Raw genomic sequence first — 17,144 nt, 5'->3', positions numbered from 1 at the left:
CTTCTCTGATCTAGGGCCGTAGCCGGAGTCCGCGCGGTGATCAGGGCGCTGGTGGTGGTCTTCCTCCTCGCGCACGCCCTGGTGCACTTCAGGGTCTTTGTTACGCCTCCGGACCCCTACAACCCGCCCCCCTTCTCCCCCGGCCACTCCTTTGTGCTCGCCGCGGCCCACTGTACCGATGAGACCTCCCTGTCTTCTGCGACTTCGCTGGCCGCTCTCACGGGCCTGCTGTACGCCGTCTCGGGCGTGGCCCTGCTGGCTGCCGCCGGCTGGTCGGCCCCGGCCGCCCGGTGGGTGCGGAGCCGTGAGGCCGGGGCCCGGCGGCTCCTGCCCCCGGAACGCCCCTGCCCCGTGGACGACGGCCTGCCGGCCCGTCTGCGCGCTTGGGCGCGAAGCCGATCGGGACGACGGGACACCGCGGGTACGCCGGGTGCCGCGGGCAGGTCCGGGCCGCGGCCCCGTCAGCGGCCCCGTCAGCGATGCCGTCGGCGCTGCCGTCAGCGGTGCCTGCGGGCGTTGAGCCGGGCGGCCTGGCGCGTCAGGTGGTCGCGCTCGGCGAGGTTGGGGGCCTTGCCGGCCGCTTCGGCGTACAGCCGTGCCGCCGTCGCGAGGTCGCCGTCGCGTTCGTGGAGGTACGCCGCCACCGCGGCGTGGCGGGGTACGGGGCGGCCCCTGCCCGAGGCGCTCCGGGAGGAGTCCTCCAGCGCCGCGAGCGCCGCCAGGCCGGCACGCGGTCCGTCGGCCTCGCCGACGGCCACCGCGCGGTTGAGCCTGGCGACCGGGCTGCCGGTCAGGCGCACGAGTTCGTCGTACCACTCGACGATCTGCACCCAGTCGGTCTCCTCGACGGTGGGCGCGTCCGCGTGCAGCGCCGCGATGGCGGCCTGGGCCTGGAACTCGCCCAGCCGGTCGCGGGCGAGCGCCGCCTGCAGGATCCCGATGCCCTCGGCGATCAGCCCGGTGTCCCACCTGCCGCGGTCCTGCTCGGCGAGCGGCACCAGGCTGCCGTCGGGCGCGGTCCGGGCGGCGCGCCGGGCGTGGTGGAGCAGCATGAGGGCGAGCAGCCCCGCCGCCTCCGGGTGGTCGACGGCGGCCGCGAGCCGCCGGGTGAGCCGGATGGCCTCGGCCGCGAGGTCGACGTCGCCGGAGTAGCCCTCGTTGAAGACCAGGTAGAGGACGCGCAGCACGGTGGCGACGTCGCCGGGCCGGTCCAGGCGTACGCCGGCCACGGTGCGCTTGGCCCGGCTGATCCTCTGCGCCATGGTCGCCTCGGGCACCAGGTAGGCCCGGGCGATCTGGCGGGTGGTCAGCCCGCCGACGGCGCGCAGCGTGAGCGCGACCGCGGACGACGGTGTCAGCGACGGGTGGGCGCACAGGAAGTAGAGCTGGAGGGTGTCGTCCACCGCGGGGGCGGGCCCGGGCGCCGGTTCCTCCTCCACGCGCTCCTCACGCCGGCGGCGGGCGGTCTCAGCCCGAGCGGCGTCGAGGAACTTGCGCCAGGCCACGGTGACCAGCCAGCCCTTGGGGTCCTGCGGCCGGTGGTCCGGCCAGACGCGGAGCGCCTCCAGGAGTGCTTCCTGGACGGCGTCCTCGGCCGCCGCGAAGTCGGCTCCGCGGCGGCCGAGGATCGCGAGTACGCTCGGCGTGAGGCTCCGGAGCAGTGCCTCGTCCATCGGGGTCACTCCGTGATGGTGGGCGGCGCGGTCAGGAACGGGCGCACCTCGAGCCACTCGTGGATCGGCTTGCCGCCCGCCCCGGGGGCGGCCGACAGCTCTCCGGCCAGCTCCACGGCGCGCTCGTGGCTGTCGACGTCGATCACCATCCAGCCGGCGATGAGGTCCTTGGTCTCGGCGAACGGACCGTCGGTGACCGGCGGGCGGCCCTCGCCGTCGTACCGGACGAACGTCCCCTCCGGGGAGAGCGCCTGGCCGTCGACGAACTCGCCGGTCTCCTCGAGCCGGGCCGCGAAGTCCTGCATGTACTTCAGGTGGGCCGAGACCTCCTCCGGCTTCCACTGGTCCATGGGCACGTCGTTGACCGGGGCCGGAGCGCCGCGGTAGTGCTTGAGCAGCAGGTACTTGGCCATCGTTTCTCTCCTCGGTGCTGGTGCGGCCCATTGTGGCCGCGTTCACCCCGGGGACGGAGCCGGCCGCGGGTTCTCGACATCGCCGCGCGGGATTTTCCGGCCCGCTTGGACGAGCCCGCACGAGCCGTCTCGTGGCACCCGGCGCTCGGCGCCGAGGGGGCTCCGGGCAGCGGCGGGTCGGGGGTGTTGACACCGTTCGACGCCTCTCCATGATCCTTGGACGTCCGGCGATTCGGCCGACGTTCGAAATGGCGAACACCCGGTGACGTCGGCCCGCTCGTCCCGCGGGACACGCTCCGGGCGAGCGTGCGGCTCATCCCGTCAGGACGGCCCGGACCGCCGGCGGCCCGAGGCGGCGCCCCCTTCGAAGGCCGGGCGGAATGCCGCACGCGCGCGGCGCCGCACGGCCCCACGACGAAAAGGAGAGCCCCATGACCGGGACAGACCGCAGAAGCTGTGGCAGTTGACCCACCGGGCCGGGCCGCCGCCGTGCCCGGTCGGCGGCGGCCCCGGCGGTACGGCGTCCCGGCCGGTCCCACGCGACCTCGCGTCCGCCGAGGGCCCGAACGCGAGCGGCGAGTGCGGCCTGCCGCCGTACCGCACGGGTCCGCCGGCCCGGACCGGCCCCGCCCGCAGACCCCGCCCGGCGCCCCGTTCCGCCCGGGGGAGGCCGCCCGTCCCCGCCGGGGCGGCAGGTCACCGTACGGGGTGCTCGGTGATCCAGCGGGCGGCCAGCAGGCCGGAGGCGGCGGTGAGGGCGGCGGCGACGGCCACGGTGGCGTCGAGGCCGAGGGCGTCGGCGAGGACGCCTGCGACGAGCGCGCCGGCGGCGTAGCCGATGTCGCGCCAGAAGCGGTAGACGCCCAGGGCGTTGGCACGCCAGGCGGGGTGGGCGTGGTCGGAGACGGAGGCGATCAGGGCCGGGTAGACCATGGCGGTGCCGATCCCGAGCGCGGTCGCGGACAGGACCCCGGCCAGGAGCGGGCGGTCCAGCAGGGCGAGGGCGAGGACGAAGCCCGCGGCCTGGACGAGCATGCCGGAGACGATGAGGGGCTTGCGGCCGATGCGGTCGGCGAGGTGGCCGGTGGGGATCTGGCCGAGGCCCCACAGGATCGGGTAGAGGCCCTTGATCAGCCCGACGGCCGCCAGCCCCAGACCGTGCTCGGTGAACAGCAGGGGGAAGACGCCCCAGGTCAGGCCGTCGTTGAGGTTGTTCACCAGGCCCGCCTGGCTGGCGCCGCGCAGGGATCGGTTGTTCCAGGAGGTACGGGTGAAGGCGGCGGCCAGGGCGGTGCTCCCGCCCTTGTCGCCGTCCTCGCCCTTCTCACCGCTCTCGCCGCCGGGCAGTGGCCTGGTGTGCTGGGCGAGTTCGAGGGCGACGTGGGCGGCGGTGTCGCGTACGGCCAGGGACAGGGCCAGGCCGGCGGCGACGAAGACGACGCCGATGAGTTCGGGGACGGGGCGCAGGCCGTAGACGGTGGCGAGGTAGCCGGTGAACAGGGCGGTGACGCCGACGGCGGTGTAGCCGGCGGCCTCGTTGAGGCCGGTGGCCAGGCCTCGGCGGGCCGGGCCGACGAGGTCGATCTTCATGTTGACGGTCATCGACCAGGTCAGGCCCTGGTTGAGGCCGAGCAGGACGTTGGCCGCCACGATCCAGCCCCACGAGGGCGCCCAGGCCAGGACGAAGGGGACGGGGACGCCGATCAGCCAGCCGGCGACCAGGAGCCGCTTGCGGCGGAAGCGGGCCGTGAGCGCGCCCGCGGCGAGGTTGGTCAGCGCCTTGGTGAGACCGAAGGCGATGATGAAGGAGAACACCGCCAGGTCGCTGGTCAGGCCGAAGACGTCGGTGCCGATCAGCGGGACGGTCGTGCGCTCCAGGCCGACCAGGCCGCCGACGCAGACGTTGACGATGACCAGCAGCGTGAACTGGAGCCAGTTCTCTCTCAGGCCCAGCCGGACGGGCCGCCCGGAGGCGGTGGCCGGTGGTGCCGGGTGGTCGTCGGAGAACCTCACGGCGCCCCTCCAGGTCTCGGTACGGGAGGTCGGGCCGGTGCGCCCATCCTCGTCTACGATATTCCATGGAAGTATGGAGGATGTTATGGCGGAGACCACGCGGACCCAGGCCAAGGCACGGCTCTACGACGCGTTCGCGGCCACCGGCAAGGCCCTGGCCAGCGGAAAACGTCTGGAGCTGCTCGACCTGCTCGCCCAGGGGGAACGCACCGTCGACGCGCTCGCCAAGGCGGCCGGGCTGAACCTGACCACCGCCTCCGCGCACCTGCAGACCCTCAAGCAGGCCGGACTGGTGGCCACCCGGCGCGAGGGGGTGCGCATCCACTACCGGCTCGCCGGAGACGACGTGGCCCGTCTGTTCGCGCTGCTGCGCGAGGTGGCCCGGACCCACCAGGCGACCGTGGAACCGGCCCGCACCGCCTACCTCGGCGAGGAGGCGGGGCGGGGGGTCGCCCGGGAGGAACTCCTGGCCCGGGTCGAGTCCGGCGACGTCGTCGTGCTGGACGTGCGTCCCGCGCGGGAGTACGCCGCCGGGCACATCCCCGGCGCGATATCCATCCCCGTCGACGAACTCGCCGAGCGCGTCGGCGAACTGCCCGACGGCGTCGAGGTCGTCGCCTACTGCCGCGGCGAGTACTGCGTGATGGCCCATGACGCGGTACGCCTGCTGGCCGAGCGGGGCCGCAAGGCGATCCGCCTGAGCGACGGCATGCTCGAGTGGCGCCTGGCCGACCTGCCCGTCGCCACCGGAACCGGCGTGTGAGCGCCCTCCCGGCCGGGGCGGGGAGGGCGGGGAGGCACGACGCGGGCGGCGCCGGTGGTCCCACCGGACCGCCGGCGCCGCCCGCTACCGCCGGATGAGGCCGAGTTCGGTGGCGGCTGCGACGGCGGCGGTGCGGGACTCGACGCCGAGCTTGGCGTAGACACGGGCCAGGTGGGACTTGACGGTCCCCTCGGTGAGGTGGAGCCGGGCGCCGACGGCCTGGTTGGACAGGCCCTGGGCGACCAGGGCGAGCACTTCGGTCTCCCGCCGTGTCAGGGCGGTGCCGGGGGTGCGCAGCCGGTTCATCAGCCGGTCCGCGACGGCGGGGGCCAGCGCGGTGCGGCCCGCGGCGGCGGTGCGTACGGCGGCGGCCAGGTCCTCCGGAGGGGCGTCCTTGAGGAGGTAGCCGGTGGCGCCGGCCTCGATGGCGGGGAGGGTGTCGGCGTCGGTGTCGTAGGTGGTGACGATCACCACCCGGGGCGCCGACGGGCGGGCGGTGATCGCGGCGGTGGCCTCGGCTCCGTTCATCCCCCTGCCGAACTGGAGGTCCATGAGGACGACGTCGACGTCGCCCTCGGCGGCGCGGGCGACCGCGGCCTCGGCGGTGGCGGCCTCGGCCACCACCTCGATGCCGGGCTCGGTCTCCAGCACGGCGCGCAGCCCCGCCCGTACGACGGGGTGGTCGTCGGCCAGGAGCAGACGGATGGCGCAGTCGGTCACGGGCGTGCCTCGGGTGCGGGGTCGGGGTCGAGACCGGCCGCGGTGCCCGCGGGCCGGCCCAGGGGCAGCCGGGCGGTCAGGACGGTGCCGCGGCCGGGGGCGGACTCGACGGTGAGTTCCCCGCCGAGGGCGTGGGCACGGGCGCGCATGGCGGCCAGCCCGAACCCGCCGGTCTCCGGGCCGGGGGCGGGCGCACGGCCGGGGTCGAAGCCGCGCCCGTCGTCGGCGATCTCCACGGCGACGTGGTCGCCGAGGTGGGCGAGGGTGATCCCGACGGTGGCGGCCCCGGCGTGGCGGACGGTGTTGGACAGGGCGGACTGGGCGATCCGCAGCAGCGCGACCTCGTGCGCGGTCGGCAGCGGGGCGGGATCGCCGGTGAGGCGCAGGCGGGCGGTGATCCGGTGGCGGGCGCCGGTGGTGGCGCACAGGCGCTCCAGGGCTCCGGCCAGGGTTGTGCCCTCCAGGGCGGGCGGGGCGAGGGCGGCGACGAAGCGGCGGACCTCGGCGAGGTTGTCGGCGGCGGCCCGGCGGGCCTGGCCTACATGGTGGGCGGCGGTCTCCGGTGCGCCGGGCAGGGCCCGTTCGGCGGCCCGCAGCAGCAACTGGATGCTGGCCAGCCCCTGGGCGAGGGTGTCGTGGATCTCGCGGGCCAGGCGTTCGCGCTCGGCCAGCACACCGGCGGTGTGCTGGGCCGCGGCCAGATCGGCGCGGGTGGCGGTGAGTTCCTCGATCAGCCGCCTGCGCCGTTCGCTCTCCCGGTACAGGGTCTGGTACCCCCGCACCACGGCCACCGCCACGGCGGCTCCGAGGGCCGGTCCGATCGTCACCGCCGCGCCGAAGGAGCCCTGGTGGGCGGCGAAGCCGACGGTGGCCGCCGCCGCGGTGGCCGCCACGGCGGCCGGGCCCGCGCGGCGGGGCAGCAGATGGAGCTGGAGGAAGTACAGCGGGAACGCCACCCACACCCCGTCCGCGGAGAGGGCCAGCAGCACCAGCCAGGCGGCGCCCACGGCGGCCTGCCACAGCGCGTCGGCCCGCCGCGAGCGGCCCACCCGGAGAAGCAGCGGACCGGCCGCGTACACCAGGCCGCACACCGCCGCCGCGGCGACGACGGCTCCGGCGTGCGGAAGGCCGCCGGCCACGGCACGTACGGCGGTCAGCGCGAGCAGCCCGGCGACCAGCAGGTGCAGGCACCAGGCCATGGCCCGCGTGGTGGGGATCGGGGCGGGGGCGGCGAAGTTCACAGTCCTTCCATCCTAAGGACAGACCTCCAGGCCGGGCCTCTGTCGAAAGTTGCAACCGGCGTGCCGCCTTTCGATCCGCAGATTGCCGTCCTGGGCCGGATGCCCTGCCGGAAGGCGGCGGCGAGGGTGGGGGCGTACCGCTTCCACCTCCGTGTCCCCTGAAAGGGCAGGCCGCACCGTGTTCGTCGCGTGGAGAGACCTGAAGTTCGCCAAGGGGCGCTTCGCCCTGATGGGCACCGTCATCGTGCTGATCACCCTGCTGGTCGGGCTGCTGTCCGGCCTGACCGCCGGTCTGGGCCGGCAGAACACCTCCGCGATCACCTCCCTGCCCGCCGACAGGATCGCCTTCGCGGCCCCGGACGAGGGCGAGGGGCCGTCGTACGCGGACTCCGCCGTCACCGAGGAGCAGTGGCGCAGCTGGGCCCAGGCGCCCGGGGTGAGCTCCGCCGAGCCGCTGGGCATCACCACCGCGAAGGCCACCGCCGGGAACAGGAGCGCCGGTGTGTCCGCCTTCGGCGTACGGCCCGGCTCCGTGCTCGCACCCGGCGGCGGCCGGCTCGGCGGGGACGCGGTGGTCCTGTCCGCCACCGCCGCGCACGACCTCGGTCTCACGGCGGGCGACGCCTTCGCCCTGGCCGGACGGCGGGTGACCGTGGCCGCCGTGAGCGGCGACGCGTTCTTCAGCCACACCCCGGTCGTCTGGACCGGTCTCGGCCTCTGGCGGGAGATCACGCCCTCCGCGGGCGGGGCCGACGGGCCGACGGCCACCGTCATCGCCCTGAGCACCACCTCCGCCGCCGACGTAGGGGCCGCCGACCGTGCGGCGGGCACGAGGACGGTCACCAGGGACGAGTCGCTGTCCGCGATCGGCTCCTACGCCTCCGAGAACGGCTCCCTGCAGCTGATGCGCGGCTTCCTGTTCGCGATCTCCGCCCTGGTCGTCGGCGCCTTCTTCACCGTGTGGACCATCCAGCGCAGCGGCGACATCGCCGTCCTCAAGGCCCTGGGCGCCTCCACCGCCACCCTGCTGAAGGACGCCCTCGGCCAGGCCGTCGTCCTGCTGGCGGCCGGAACCCTGATCGGCACCGGCTGCGCCGCCGCCGTCGGAGCCCTCGTCTCCGGCATGGACGTGCCCTTCGTGCTCACACCCGCCACCGTCCTCCTCCCGGCCGCCGTGATGATCGCCCTCGGGGCGCTCGGGGCCGCCCTGTCCGTCCGCCGCATCACCTCCGTCGACCCGCTGACCGCCCTGGGGAGCGCCCGATGAGCCTGCACCTGACCGACGTCACCCTGACCTATCCCGACGGCGGCTCCCGTCTGACCGCCCTCGACGGGGTCTGCCTGGACGTGCCGGGAGGCAGCCTCACCGCGGTCGTCGGGCCCTCGGGCTCGGGCAAGTCCAGCCTGCTGGCGGTCGCCGCCACCCTCATCACCCCCGAGCGCGGCACCGTCACCGTCGACGGCACCACGACCGCCGGCATGACCCGCGCGGAACTCGCCGGGCTCCGCCGCCGCAGGATCGGCATCGTCTTCCAGCAGCCCAGCCTGCTGCCCTCCCTCACCGCCGCCGAGCAGCTCCAGGTCATGGCGCGGATCGACGGACGCCCGCCTGCCGGGGCCCGCGGCCGGGCCATGGAGCTGCTCGACGCGGTAGGCCTGGCCGACCTGGCCGGCCGGCGCCCCCACCAGCTCTCCGGCGGCCAGCGCCAGCGCGTCAACATCGCCCGCGCCCTGATGAACGACCCCACCGTCCTCCTGGTCGACGAGCCCACCAGCGCCCTGGACCGCGAACGCGGCGCCGCCGTCGTCGACCTGATCACCCGCCTCACCCGCCGGCGGGCCACCGCGACCGTCCTGGTCACCCACGACCGCGCCCACCTCACCGCGGCCGACCGGATCGTCGAGATCCGCGACGGGCGGCTGCGCCTGCCCTCCGCGGCCGGGCAGGCCCGCGCGTCCTGACGGCCGCCGCCGGGAGCCCCGCCGGCCCCGGAGCCCGCCGAGGCCGGACCGGCCTGCCCGCGCCGTGCGCCGGAGGCGATGACCCGGGAGGTAATCGCCTCCGGCGCGTGCGGATGCCAGGATCGTCCGCGTACGTAGCCCGAACGGCCGGAAGGAAGCATCGTGCCCGCCTACGCCATAGCCCATCTGCGGGAAGCCGCCCCGCACCCGGAGATCGCCGAGTACATCGAGCGCATCCCCGCCACCTTCGAGCCGTACGGCGGCCGCTTCCTCGTGCACGCCGCGCAGCACGAGGTGAAGGAGGGGAGCTGGCCCGGGCACGTCGTGATGATCGCCTTCCCCGGGATCGCCGAGGCGCGCGCCTGGTGGGACTCACCGGCCTACCGGGAGATCGCGCCGCTGCGCTCCCGCCACGTCGCCGGCGACATCATCCTGGTCGAGGGCGTCCCCGAGGGCTACGACCCGGCCGCCACCGCGCGGGCGATGCGGGAGGCCCTGCCCGCCGGGTGAGCCGGACCGGCCGGGAAGCCCGCCGGGAAACCGGTCAGGAACGGAGAAGCGCGGACCGCGCAGTGCTTCTAGCGTGGCCTTCATGGACATCACCATTCACACGACCTTCCTCCCGCACGACGACCCGGACGCGTCCCTGGCGTTCTACCGCGACGTCCTCGGCTTCGAGGTCCGCAGCGACGTCGGGCAGGGCAGGATGCGCTGGATCAGCGTCGGCCCCGCCGGCCGCTCCGGCACGTCCATCCTCCTGGCGCCGCCGGCCACCGACCCCGGGATCACCGAGGACGAGCGCCGCACCATCGCCGAGATGATGGCCAAGGGCACCTACGGCTGGATCCTGCTGGCCACCCCCGACCTCGACGGCACTTTCGAGGAGGTGCGGGCCAAGGGCGCCGAGGTCGTCCAGGAGCCGGCAGAGCAGCCGTACGGCGTCCGCGACTGCGCCTTCCGCGACCCCGCGGGCAACCTGATCCGCGTCCAGGAGCTCCGCTGACCCGCCGTGCCGCGGCTCCGGCCGGAGCCGCGGCACGGCGGCACGGCGGCCGACGAAGGGAGTTCCCCCATGTGCCACCCCGCGTGGGGGCGCGCACTCGCCCGGGCCAAGCACCTGGAGGACCTCGCGCGACTGCGCAGCGTCCGCGACCGGATGGACCGGGAGTACGCGCTGCCGCTGGACCTTGAGGCGCTCGCCCGCGGTGCGGGCGTGCCCGCCGGGTGCCTCGCCCGGCAGTTCCGCCTGGCCTACGGCCGGTCGCCGTACGCGTACCTGGCGGCGCGCAGGGCCGAGCGGGCGGCGGCGCTGCTCCGTGGCGGACTCGGCACCGCCGAGGTCCGCTCCGCGGCGCGCCGGAAACAGTGCCGGTGATGCCCGGTGCCGTGGGATGGTGGTCGTGTGACGCTGGAGGATCTCGTCCGGCTGCGCCGGGCCCGTGACCGGATGGACCGCGACTACGCGGAGCCGCTGGACGTCCCGGCGCTGGCGCGCGCCGCCCTCATGTCGCCGGGCCACTTCTCCCGCAGCTTCCGCGCCGCCTTCGGGGAGACGCCGTACAGCTACCTGATGACACGCCGGATCGAGCGGGCCAAGGCGCTGCTGCGGCGGGGGGACATGTCGGTGACGGAGGTGTGCTTCGCGGTCGGCTGCACCTCGCTGGGGTCGTTCAGCTCGCGCTTCACCGAGCTGGTCGGCGAGAGCCCGAGCGCCTACCGGGCCCGACGGCACGACGAGGGGGCCGCCGTACCGGCCTGCATCGCCAAGATCCACACGCGACCGGTCAGGAACGGAGAAGCGAAACCCGCTCCCCCGCCCGTAGCGTGAGGCCCATGGACACCGGGCTCCGGCAGTGCCTCACCGCCGCCGACGACCACGACGAGGCGCTCGCCCTCCGCCGGGACGTCACCGGCCCGGAGGTACGCGGTGACCCCGCGTTCGAGGGGACGCCGCGCTTCGCCCGGCCCCGCGGACGGTGACCCCGGGCCCCGTGGACCGGGCGCGACAGCGCCGACGAAAGAGACCGGAAGAACGCACGTGCCCGGAACAAACGGGCCGGACGGGACCGGGCGACGCCGAAGGGCCGCGAAGAAGGCCCCGCCCAGCGGATACGGAGAGACGATGAGCATGGCCAGGGGGACGGACACACGGGCGTCCGAGCCGCACGCCGCCGACAGCCACGACCTGATCCGCGTGCACGGCGCACGCGTGAACAACCTCAAGGACATCGGCATCGAGATCCCGAAGCGCCGGCTGACGGTGTTCACCGGGGTCTCCGGCTCGGGCAAGAGCTCGCTGGTGTTCGACACGATCGCCGCCGAGTCGCAGCGGCTGATCAACGAGACCTACAGCACCTTCGTCCAGGGCTTCATGCCCACGCCGGGCCGGCCCGAGGCCGACGTGCTCGAAGGGCTGACGACCGCGATCATCGTCGACCAGCAGCGGATGGGCAGCGACCCCCGCTCCACCGTCGGCACCGCCACCGACGCCAACGCGATGCTGCGCATCCTCTTCAGCCGGCTCGGACGGCCGTACGTCGGCCCGCCCGCCGCGTTCTCCTTCAACGTCGCATCGGTCTCGGCGAGCGGCGGGTTCACGGTCGACCGCGGCGCCGAGAAGACCAGGACCGAGAAGGTGACCTTCAGCCGCACCGGCGGCATGTGCACGCGCTGCGAAGGCCGGGGCGCGGTCTCCGACATCGACCTCACCCAGCTCTACGACGACTCCAAGTCGCTCTCCGAGGACCCGTTCACCATCCCCACCTACACCGGGGACGGCTGGGTGGTGCGGGTCATCACCGAGTCGGGCTTCTTCGACCCGGGCAAACCGATCCGCGAGTACACCGAGAAGGAGCGCCACGACTTCCTGTACCGCGAGCCGACCAAGGTGAAGGTCGGCGGCGTCAACCTCACCTACGAGGGGCTGATCCCGAAGATCCGGAAGTCGTTCCTCTCCAAGGACCGGGAGTCGATGCAGCCGCACATCCGGGCCTTCGTGGACCGGGCGGTCACCTTCACCGAGTGCCCCGAGTGCGGCGGCAGCAGGCTCGGCGAACAGGCCCGCTCCTCGAAGATCAGGGGGATCTCCATCGCCGACGCCTGCGCGATGGAGATCCGCGACCTGGCCGAGTGGGTCCGCGGCCTCGACGAGCCCTCGGCGGCGCCGCTGCTCGCCTCCCTGCGGCGGTCGCTCGACTCGTTCGTGGAGATCGGGCTGGGCTACCTCTCGCTCGACCGGTCGTCGGGCACGCTGTCGGGCGGCGAGGCGCAGCGGGTGAAGATGGTCCGCCACCTCGGCTCCTCCCTCACCGACGTCACCTACGTCTTCGACGAGCCCACCACCGGCCTCCACCCGCACGACGTCCAGCGGATGAACAACCTGCTGCTGCGCCTGCGCGACAAGGGCAACACCGTTCTCGTCGTCGAGCACAAACCCGAGGTCATCGCCATCGCCGACCACGTCGTCGACCTCGGCCCCGGGGCCGGGACGGCCGGCGGCACCGTCTGCTTCGAGGGCACCGTCGAGGGGCTGCGGGCCGCGGACACCCTCACCGGCCGCCACCTCGACGACCGGGCCGCCCTCAAGGATGCGGTGCGCAAGCCCGCCGGCGCCCTGGAGATCCGCGGCGCGACGGCGCACAACCTGCGGAACGTCGACGTCGACATCCCGCTCGGGGTGCTCTGCGTGGTCACCGGCGTGGCGGGCTCCGGCAAGAGCTCGCTGGTGCACGGGTCGCTGCTCCAGCGGTCGAAGGCCGACGGCACCGGCGTGGTCTGCGTCGACCAGACGCCCATCCGCGGCTCCAGGCGGAGCAACCCGGCCACCTACACCGGACTGCTCGACCCGATCCGCAAGGCGTTCGCCAAGGCCGGCGGAGTCAAACCGGCGCTGTTCAGCGCCAACTCCGAGGGGGCCTGCCCCACCTGCAACGGCGCCGGCGTCGTCTACACCGACCTGGCGATGATGGCCGGTGTCGCCACCGTCTGCGAGGAGTGCGGGGGGAAGCGGTTCCAGGCGTCGGTGCTGGAACACCGCCTCGGCGGACGCGACATCAGCGAGGTGCTCGCGATGCCGGTGGCCGAGGCCGAGGAGTTCTTCGGCACCGGTGAGGCGCGCACCCCGGCCGCGCACCGGATCCTCGGCCGGCTCGTCGACGTGGGACTCGGCTACCTCACCCTCGGCCAGCCGCTCACCACGCTGTCCGGCGGCGAGCGGCAGCGGCTGAAGCTGGCCACGCACATGGGCGAGAAGAGCGGCGTCTACATCCTCGACGAGCCGACCACCGGTCTCCACCTCGCCGACGTCGAGCAGTTGCTCGGCCTGCTTGACCGGCTGGTGGACTCCGGGAAGACCGTCATCGTCGTCGAGCACCACCAGGCGGTCATGGCGCACGCCGACTGGATCATCGACCTCGGCCCCGGCGCCGGACACGACGGCGGCCGGATCGTCTTCGAGGGGACGCCCGCCGACCTCGTCGCCTCCCGCTCCACCCTCACCGGCGAGCATCTCGCGTCCTACGTCGGCGCCTGAACGACCGGCCGGCGGGAGCCCGGCCCGCCGCCGTGACGGCGGCGGGCCGGGCTCTCAGAAGGACACGTCGATGTAGTCGATGTCGGTGAAGGCGACGTCGAGGCGGTCGGCGCGGCGGCCGCCGTCGCGGAAGTACTCCTCCCGGAGGCCTTCGGCGACGATGTCGCGCAGCTGCTGGTCACCGGCCCCCTGCTGCCGGGCGGCGAAGAGGCGGTCGGCGTAGGCCGGGGGGAGGTGGACGGTCAGGCGGCGCAGACGGGGGTCGTCGGTGGAGCCGATGGGGGCGGAGTAGCCGAAGCGGGCGCGGGTCTCGATGGTGATGCCGCCGGTGGTGGCGGCCTCGCGGCGGCGGCGCTCGCGCACCAGGGGCTGCCAGCGGGCGCGGACGGCGGCGTCGATGCGCTCGGCGATGTGCCGGGGCGGGTTCTTCCGGTCACCTCTGCGGTAGCGCTCCACCGAGCGCTGGCTCACCCCGAGTTCGGCGGCCACGGCACGGGTGGTCTTGAGCTTGCCCAGCAGGAAGTTGATCCGGGCCCGGAGGGACTTGGGCGGGTTGCGGGTGAACGCCTCCGCCTCGGCGCGCTCGATGGCGTCGTCGATCTCGCCCACGGGTCACTCTCCTTCGTCCAGGACGGCGTCGACGCCGTCCTTGATGTGGCGGGCGGGGTTGTAGCCCTGTTCCATCAGGTCGACCGCCCGGGCCAGCTGCGCCACGCCCTCGACCTTGCACATGCCGGGGCTGGGGCCGAGGCGGAAGGAGCCGGGCAGGGGCTTGCCGGAGGCGGTGCGGGGCAGGAAGTCCAGCGGCGATTCGCCGGGGCTGGGGTAGACCACGCAGTCGGACAGGACGGCCAGGGGGTACAGGCCGGTGGCCTCGGCGGTCCTGAGCATCTTGCGGTGCATGTTGACGCGGGCCCTGGAGATGACGGCCGCGCGGATGTCGGGGCGCCAGGTCGGGCGTTCCAGGGCGGGCCAGCGCTCCCCGTCCCGGTGGTGGCGTCCCTGGGGGCGCTCGCGGAGCTTGCCGATACCGCCCTTGACGGTGGCCTTGATCGCGGTGAGGACCATGGCCAGGGCCGGGTCGGCCTGCCTGTGGCGTTCCATCGCGGCGAGGAAGGCGGTGTCGGTGAGGTCCTTGGTGACACCGAGGTCGGCGAGGGTGTCGAGGTAGGCGGCCTTGAGCCGGTCGTGCCAGGGGTCGAGGTACGCGCCGGTCTCCCGGCGCAGGTACGCCTCGGCGGGCCGGACGTCGTAGCCCAGCTCCTGGGCGTAGGCGACGGTGGGGGTGGCGTACCAGGCCGGTCCGGTGGGGCGCTCGCCGGTGGGGGTGAAGGGGGAGGGCAGGCGCGGGTCGAGGCCGATGTGGGACAGGTCCACGTACCAGCTGCCGGGGATCTTCTTGTCGAACACCGGGCGGGTGACGTGCTCGGGGCCGGACAGGCCGACGGTGAGGCGGGCGGCGGCGGCCAGGAACGCGGTGTTGATGTCCAGGCCGACCGCGAAGGGCAGCAGGCACTCGGCGTCCGACAGCAGGCCGACGTCGCGGACCCACTGGTAGACCTCCTCGTCCAGGAACCCTCCTTCCCAGCCCTGGGCGACGGGGTGCCCGGCGGGCGCCTCGGGCGGGGCGGGGTCGACCGGGTCGGTGCCCAGCGATCCGGGGTTGCGGCCGGGGACCCATGCGCCGCTTCCGGCGTCCCGTACGGCCCGGGTGGGCGGGCGCAGGGCGGTCATCAGCTCCAGCCCGGTCACGGCCGTCGAGCCGCGCGGGGTGATGACCCGGGCGGCGTAGAGGCCCAGCGCGTCGGCGAGCCGGGCCGGGGACAGGCCGGCGGCGCCTGGCCAGGCCCGCGCGTCGAGAGCGTCCCAGGGCAGGACGGCCAGCTGTACGCACTGCCGCTGCCCGCCCCGCGCGGGGCGGTAGACGCGGGCCCAGGGGCCGAAGCCGCGTTTGGTGAGCTTCCACCGCGCCCTGGTGAGCTGCTTGACCACCGGGTGGTCGTCGGGCAGGCGCAGGGTGCGGCGGGCCTCGTGCCCTTCCAGGCGCTCGGGCAGGCCGAGCCTGACCGCCGCGGAGGCGGTGAGCACGATCAGCGGGTCGGAGTCCTTGCCCGCGCGGTGCAGCCGCGGCGCGCCCAGGCCGGATTCGGTCAGCGTCCACTCCACCAGCTCGGGGACGGTCGTGGCCGGGCACTCCATGACGATGCCCTGCGCGCCGTACGCGAGGCCGTCGCCGTCCAGGACGGCAAGCGGGCCGTGCCGGTAGGGGGCGTCGTCGATGTCCGGCACCGGCCGCTCGCGTGCCGGGCGGCGTGGCGGCGCGGGAGGGGAGGCGGACGCGGCGGGGCCGGCAGACCGCTCCGTACGCGGTGCGGCGGCGGGCTCCGGCCCGCCCGGGGGTTCGGCGGGTGCGGAGGGTGACTCGGGTGCGGCGGACGGCCGCCGGGCGGCGGGGGCCGCGTCCGCGTCCGCCTCCGACGCGGACGCGGACGCGACCGGGGGAGCATCGGGCCTGGGGTACTTCGCGGCCCAGCCCTCCAGCAGCCGCTGATACGCCTGCAGCCGGGGCGGCCTCGGCTCCGCGCGCCCGTTCTCCCAGTTCCTCACCGTCTGCAGCGTCGACTTCATCGCCTGGGCCAGACGGGCCTGGGTGATTCCGGCGGCCTCCCGCAGACGGGCCCGCTCCGCCGGGGGCGGCAGCTGCGGCTCCTCCTCCAGCAGGGCGTCGACGGACGCGAACAGCTCTTCCTCGGTGGGCACGCCTGTCACCTCCGCCCGGAAGCTATCAGATTCCCCCCTTGCCCTCGTTGCCGCTTGACCAGCTCCTTTACAGGGCATCTCGTTTCGCGTAGCCGATGGTCCGCGGGTGTCACGACCGTGGAGCGACTGGTGCCGGACGAGCTGTGGGAGCCGTTCCAGCGGGCGGTACCCCCTGCCCGCCCCGGCCGCGGAGCGGCGGCCGCCGCCGACTCGCCGAACGAGATGGCCTGCTCACGGGAGGACGATGTCGCGGCCGGGTCCGCCTTCGAGGACGTCCTTTCCGGCGCCACCGCAGACGAGGTCGTCGCCGCCTTCGCCGTCCAGTGTGTCGTTGCCGGGGCCGCCGAGGAGGATGTCGCGGCCGTCCCCGCCCATGGCGTGATCGTCGCCGGGGCCGGCGTGCACGGTGTCGTCGCCGCCGTAGCCCTCGATCATGTCGTCGCCCCGGCCGCCCCACATCTGCTGGTTGCCGCCGTCACCCATCAGGTGGTCCATGCCGTCGCCGCCGTGCAGGGCTGCGGGTCCCATGACCATGTCGTTCCCCGCGTCGCCCAGCACCGTGCGTGCGGTGTGGGCGTGCAGCTCGTCGTCGCCGGGGCCGCCGCTGACGGTGCCGATCCCGGGGGTGAAGGCGGCGATCGTGTCGTCGCCGTCGCCGAGGAGGACGTCGATCCTGTCGGGCCGGGGGCTGTCGGCGGGCAGTTCGCAGACCACGGAGGTGGTGTCCTCGGGTCTGGAGTACGCACAGTGGTCGCCCGGTTCGAGCGGGACCACGTCGCTGAAGCCGATCCGCCGGATCCCGTCGCTGGTGTACATGGAGAACACGTTGAGGTTGTTGGCCTGTCCCGCGGCGGCGGTGAAGACGATCGACTGAGTTGCCCAGTCGGCTCCGACGCGGGCCTTCGCCTCGGCGGCGGCGGCCGGGCCGGCGGCGAGGCCGGCGGTTACTGAGGTTGAACTCGTGGTGTCGCAAGGGTTCATCCGGGTCTGATGGTCAGGCCGGTCTCGGCCAGGCAGCCGTCGATGAGGTCGCTGCGGTACTGGATGTGTCGCAGTCCTCGCCGGATG

17 protein-coding genes and 1 pseudogene are annotated in these 17,144 nt (G+C 74.4%); 9 read left to right on the top strand and 9 right to left on the bottom strand.

Annotated features, from left to right (window positions below; all coding sequences use genetic code 11):
* Window positions 1-497: 497 nt before the first annotated feature.
* The 3 genes from ACLIYP_RS23825 to ACLIYP_RS23815 form a co-directional block, all read right to left on the bottom strand.
* Entirely contained in the window at window positions 498-1,673 is a 1,176-nt protein-coding gene (locus tag ACLIYP_RS23825; protein WP_412715171.1) for an RNA polymerase sigma factor, read from the bottom strand.
* Window positions 1,674-1,678: 5 nt separating this feature from the next.
* On the bottom strand, window positions 1,679-2,086 hold the full coding sequence (locus tag ACLIYP_RS23820) for a YciI family protein (protein ID WP_412715170.1): 408 nt from the start codon (window positions 2,084-2,086) through the stop codon (window positions 1,679-1,681).
* Between the two features lie 696 nt (window positions 2,087-2,782).
* Window positions 2,783-4,099: an MFS transporter gene (locus ACLIYP_RS23815; protein WP_412715169.1), complete on the bottom strand. Its 1,317-nt coding sequence runs from the start codon at window positions 4,097-4,099 to the stop codon at window positions 2,783-2,785.
* Between the two features lie 85 nt (window positions 4,100-4,184).
* Between ACLIYP_RS23815 and ACLIYP_RS23810 the strand changes: the two genes are divergently transcribed.
* A complete protein-coding gene (locus ACLIYP_RS23810) occupies window positions 4,185-4,862 on the top strand; it encodes an ArsR/SmtB family transcription factor (protein WP_412715168.1) in 678 nt (225 codons plus the stop codon).
* An 84-nt stretch (window positions 4,863-4,946) separates the two neighbouring features.
* On the opposite strand, the gene ACLIYP_RS23805 is transcribed toward ACLIYP_RS23810, so the two are convergent.
* Together ACLIYP_RS23805 and ACLIYP_RS23800 are read right to left on the bottom strand one after the other, a co-directional pair.
* Window positions 4,947-5,582, bottom strand: a complete 636-nt coding sequence (locus tag ACLIYP_RS23805; protein WP_412715167.1) for a response regulator — start codon at window positions 5,580-5,582, stop codon at window positions 4,947-4,949.
* Window positions 5,579-6,823: a sensor histidine kinase gene (locus ACLIYP_RS23800; protein WP_412715166.1), complete on the bottom strand. Its 1,245-nt coding sequence runs from the start codon at window positions 6,821-6,823 to the stop codon at window positions 5,579-5,581. Before ACLIYP_RS23800 ends, ACLIYP_RS23805 begins: the two co-directional genes overlap by 4 nt.
* 178 nt (window positions 6,824-7,001) lie before the next feature.
* On the opposite strand from ACLIYP_RS23800, the gene ACLIYP_RS23795 reads away from it, so the two are divergent.
* The 8 genes from ACLIYP_RS23795 (at window position 7,002) to ACLIYP_RS23760 (ending at window position 13,316) form a co-directional block, all read left to right on the top strand.
* Window positions 7,002-8,090 carry an ABC transporter permease gene (locus tag ACLIYP_RS23795; protein WP_412715165.1) on the top strand — a complete coding sequence of 363 codons (1,089 nt, stop codon included), beginning with the start codon at window positions 7,002-7,004 and terminating at the stop codon, window positions 8,088-8,090.
* On the top strand, window positions 8,087-8,785 hold the full coding sequence (locus ACLIYP_RS23790) for an ABC transporter ATP-binding protein (RefSeq protein ID WP_412715164.1): 699 nt from the start codon (window positions 8,087-8,089) through the stop codon (window positions 8,783-8,785). The genes ACLIYP_RS23795 and ACLIYP_RS23790 overlap by 4 nt, the downstream gene beginning before the upstream one ends.
* A gap of 162 nt (window positions 8,786-8,947) precedes the next feature.
* Window positions 8,948-9,295 (top strand): DUF1330 domain-containing protein, encoded by a 348-nt coding sequence (locus tag ACLIYP_RS23785; protein ID WP_412715163.1) that lies wholly within the window; start codon window positions 8,948-8,950, stop codon window positions 9,293-9,295.
* 82 nt (window positions 9,296-9,377) lie between these two features.
* Window positions 9,378-9,788 carry a VOC family protein gene (locus ACLIYP_RS23780; RefSeq protein ID WP_412715162.1) on the top strand — a complete coding sequence of 137 codons (411 nt, stop codon included), beginning with the start codon at window positions 9,378-9,380 and terminating at the stop codon, window positions 9,786-9,788.
* Between the two features lie 69 nt (window positions 9,789-9,857).
* Entirely contained in the window at window positions 9,858-10,160 is a 303-nt protein-coding gene (locus ACLIYP_RS23775; RefSeq protein ID WP_412715161.1) for an AraC family transcriptional regulator, read from the top strand.
* 27 nt (window positions 10,161-10,187) lie between these two features.
* Window positions 10,188-10,613, top strand: coding sequence for a helix-turn-helix transcriptional regulator (locus tag ACLIYP_RS23770; protein ID WP_412715160.1), 426 nt, complete (start codon window positions 10,188-10,190; stop codon window positions 10,611-10,613).
* A gap of 5 nt (window positions 10,614-10,618) precedes the next feature.
* Window positions 10,619-10,765 carry a hypothetical protein gene (locus tag ACLIYP_RS23765; RefSeq protein ID WP_412715159.1) on the top strand — a complete coding sequence of 49 codons (147 nt, stop codon included), beginning with the start codon at window positions 10,619-10,621 and terminating at the stop codon, window positions 10,763-10,765.
* A 142-nt stretch (window positions 10,766-10,907) separates the two neighbouring features.
* On the top strand, window positions 10,908-13,316 hold the full coding sequence (locus ACLIYP_RS23760; protein WP_412715158.1) for an ATP-binding cassette domain-containing protein: 2,409 nt from the start codon (window positions 10,908-10,910) through the stop codon (window positions 13,314-13,316).
* A gap of 54 nt (window positions 13,317-13,370) precedes the next feature.
* Here ACLIYP_RS23760 and tpg read toward each other — a convergent pair whose 3' ends face one another.
* From tpg to ACLIYP_RS23740, 4 genes and pseudogenes are all read right to left on the bottom strand, one after another.
* A complete protein-coding gene (gene tpg, locus ACLIYP_RS23755; RefSeq protein ID WP_412715157.1) occupies window positions 13,371-13,925 on the bottom strand; it encodes a telomere-protecting terminal protein Tpg in 555 nt (184 codons plus the stop codon).
* 3 nt (window positions 13,926-13,928) lie between these two features.
* A complete protein-coding gene (tap, locus tag ACLIYP_RS23750) occupies window positions 13,929-16,076 on the bottom strand; it encodes a telomere-associated protein Tap (RefSeq protein ID WP_412715156.1) in 2,148 nt (715 codons plus the stop codon).
* A 231-nt stretch (window positions 16,077-16,307) separates the two neighbouring features.
* The gene (locus ACLIYP_RS23745; protein WP_412715155.1) at window positions 16,308-17,057 is read right to left on the bottom strand and encodes a calcium-binding protein; all 750 of its coding nucleotides are present in this window, start codon (window positions 17,055-17,057) and stop codon (window positions 16,308-16,310) included.
* Window positions 17,054-17,144, bottom strand: a pseudogene (locus ACLIYP_RS23740) (transposase); the annotation flags it as partial. The pseudogene ACLIYP_RS23740 and the gene ACLIYP_RS23745, both read right to left, overlap by 4 nt.

This window comes from Streptomyces nanhaiensis (assembly GCF_046614825.1).
GTDB lineage: Bacteria > Actinomycetota > Actinomycetes > Streptomycetales > Streptomycetaceae > Streptomyces > Streptomyces radiopugnans.
The sequence above is the reverse complement of the archived record's forward strand: the minus strand, read 5'-3'. Positions and strand labels throughout refer to the sequence as shown.